Here is a 2573-nt window from a genome sequence, read left to right on the forward strand (position 1 = left end):
CTCTTCCTCCGGGAAGGTGATGACGTCAAGATAAAAATGGCCGACCAGGAGGTTATCGGGGTGGAGGTTTCCGATTTTGCGAACTTGAAAGTTTCCCAGACGGTTCCGGGGTTCAAGGGTGATACGGTACAGGCCACCCGTAAACCGGCGACCCTGGAAACCGGCGCGATGGTGCAGGTGCCCCTCTTTATCAATGAGGGCGACACCATCAGGGTTGATACCCGCACCGGAGAGTATGTAACAAGGGTGTAATTATGAAAACGGAAGAATTGAAATCATTTGTGGATTTCATGAAAGCGCACGGTCTGCTTATCCTTTCTGTGGAAAAGCCTGATTTCAAGTTGTATCTGGTTAAAGAGGGCGCCGAAAATCTGGTCTCCGCGTCTGCCGCCATTGCCCGCCATAGCCTTGGCGAAGGCGGGACGGTTGCAGCTGGCTTAACGCCGGGAGCAGCGTTGGAACCGGCCGTGAACAAAAATGCGGTTTCCGTAACCTCTCCGTTGGTGGGTACCCTCTACCGGGCGTCGGCGCCGGGCGCCGCGCCATTTGTAGAGATCGGTCAGGAGGTCAAGGTCGGTGACACTCTTTGCATCGTGGAGGCGATGAAGGTGATGAACGAAATCAAGAGTGAAGTCAATGGAAAGGTCCTTGAAGCCAAGGCTGAAAACGGCAAACCGGTGGAATTTGGACAGGTTCTCTTCCTGATTGAAAAGCCGTGATTAAAAAGGTACTCATTGCCAATCGGGGAGAGATTGCCCTGCGTATCTGGCGCGCCTGCACGGAATTAGACATTCCCTGCGTCATCGCTTTTTCCGAGGCGGACCGAGATAGCATGACGGTACGGGTGGCCCGGGAAAAAATCTGCATCGGACCGGCTTCCAGTCTGGAGAGTTATCTCAACATCCCCTCCATCCTTTCCGCGCTTGAAGTCACTGGCTGCGACGCGGTCCATCCCGGCTATGGTTTTCTGTCCGAAAACGCATTTTTTGCGGAAATATGCGAGGACAGCGGTATAACCTTTATCGGCCCGACCGCCGAAAATATTCGGCTGATGGGCGACAAAGCAACGGCTCGGCGCAACGCCGCTCAGGTTAAGGTCCCGATTTTACCCGGCACTATTTCGCCCCTACAAACTAAAGAAGAGGCGGTACGCCTGGCCCGGAAGGTCGGTTTTCCGATAATTCTGAAGGCGTCCGGCGGCGGCGGCGGTCGCGGGATGCGGATTGTGCGGGAGGCGAAGGAATTATTGCCGTCTCTGGATGCCTGTCAGAACGAAGCCCAGGCCGCCTTTGACAATCCGGCCGTATATTTGGAAAAGTACATCGAGCGTCCCCGGCACGTCGAGGTTCAGATTCTGGCTGATAATTACGGTCGGGTGGTGGCGCTGGGCGAGCGGGATTGTTCCCTGCAGCGCCGGCACCAGAAATTGATTGAAGAGGCGCCCTCGCCGGTGGTCACCCCCAGGATGCGTCGTCGGCTTTGTGGTTACGCGCGCCGTCTGGTAAAACACATCAATTACCGGAGCGTCGGTACGATTGAGTTCCTGGTGGATGACCAGCTCCACATCTATTTTATGGAGATGAATACCCGGGTTCAGGTGGAGCATCCGGTAACCGAAGAAGTGACCGGTATTGATATCATCAAAGAGCAGTTACGTATTGCTAACGGGGAGCGGCTCTCTTTTTCCCAGAGCCAGGTTCAGATACGCGGGGCTGCGATTGAATGCCGAATTAACGCGGAGGACCCGGACCAGAACTTTCGGCCAAACCCGGGCCGGATTGAAAAACTCTGCGTTCCTTCCGGGCCAGGCGTTCGTTTTGACAGTCACATCTATTCCGGTTACACGGTGCCGCCGTTTTATGATTCGCTCATCGGAAAGTTGATTGTCCGGGGAAAGGACCGCCAGGAGGCCTTAAGCCGGATGCGCCGCGCCTTGATGGAACTGGAAATAGTCGGGTTGAAAACGACTGCCCCGCTCTACCAGCGTCTTCTTAACCACGCTGGTTTCCTGAGTGGGAAATATTACGTCGGACTGATTGAAACTTTTTTGGAGAAGGAGCAGCTTCCTAAATAAAAATGGCTAAAGAATCTTTTGGTAACCTGAAGATTGAGCACGAAGTTCTCTCGGCGATTGCGGCAACCGCGGCTGGTAAGGTTTCCGGTGTTACCCGCATAATCCCGGGCCTGATCGGCGGAATTGCGGAACTTTTCGGCCGGTCTGCGCCCCAGCATTCGGTAAAAGTAAAGGTGAGAGAGGGCGGAGTTTTCTTTGAACTTTCCGTGGAGGTGGCTTACGGCAGCGATATTCCCCAGCTGGCCTGGGAGGTTCAGAAAGCGGTCAAAGAGGCGATTGAGGCAATGACCGGCATGAAGGTGGTGAAGGTTGACGTAGAGGTACGCAACTTGAAAACGGAGGCACCATGAAACTGGTAGATTTGCATGTTCACTCGCTTCTTTCCGACGGTGTTTATTTTCCGATGGAACTGGTGCGCCGGGCCCAGGTGAAAGGATATGCGGTGATAGCGATTACCGACCACGTTGATACTTCCAACATCAGCCGGGTGGTGCCGGAG

At 54.5% G+C, this 2573-nt stretch carries 5 protein-coding genes; all 5 read left to right on the top strand.

The features are described from left to right. Positions 1–252: elongation factor P (locus tag WC600_19235; protein MFA4904861.1), on the top strand; the 252-nt coding region annotated here is incomplete at its 5' end. A 2-nt stretch (positions 253–254) separates the two neighbouring features. Further along, entirely contained in the window at positions 255–719 is a 465-nt protein-coding gene (gene accB, locus WC600_19240; protein MFA4904862.1) for an acetyl-CoA carboxylase biotin carboxyl carrier protein, read from the top strand. Continuing rightward, positions 716–2074, top strand: coding sequence for an acetyl-CoA carboxylase biotin carboxylase subunit (accC, locus tag WC600_19245; protein MFA4904863.1), 1359 nt, complete (start codon positions 716–718; stop codon positions 2072–2074). Before accB ends, accC begins: the two co-directional genes overlap by 4 nt. 2 nt (positions 2075–2076) lie before the next feature. Beyond that, positions 2077–2424 carry an Asp23/Gls24 family envelope stress response protein gene (locus tag WC600_19250; protein ID MFA4904864.1) on the top strand — a complete coding sequence of 116 codons (348 nt, stop codon included), beginning with the start codon at positions 2077–2079 and terminating at the stop codon, positions 2422–2424. Next, a partial coding sequence (locus tag WC600_19255; GenBank protein ID MFA4904865.1) for a PHP domain-containing protein occupies positions 2421–2573 on the top strand: 153 nt, incomplete at its 3' end. The genes WC600_19250 and WC600_19255, both read left to right, overlap by 4 nt.

The organism is Desulfobaccales bacterium, assembly GCA_041648175.1.
Taxonomy (GTDB): Bacteria; Desulfobacterota; Desulfobaccia; order Desulfobaccales; family 0-14-0-80-60-11; genus 0-14-0-80-60-11.

What these genes read in the sequence shown, in the direction of transcription:
- WC600_19250 (MFA4904864.1), top strand. Translation starts at nt 2,077, where the DNA reads ATGGCTAAAGAATCTTTTGGTAACCTGAAGATTGAGCACGAAGTTCTC.
- accB (MFA4904862.1), top strand. Translation starts at nt 255, where the DNA reads ATGAAAACGGAAGAATTGAAATCATTTGTGGATTTCATGAAAGCGCAC.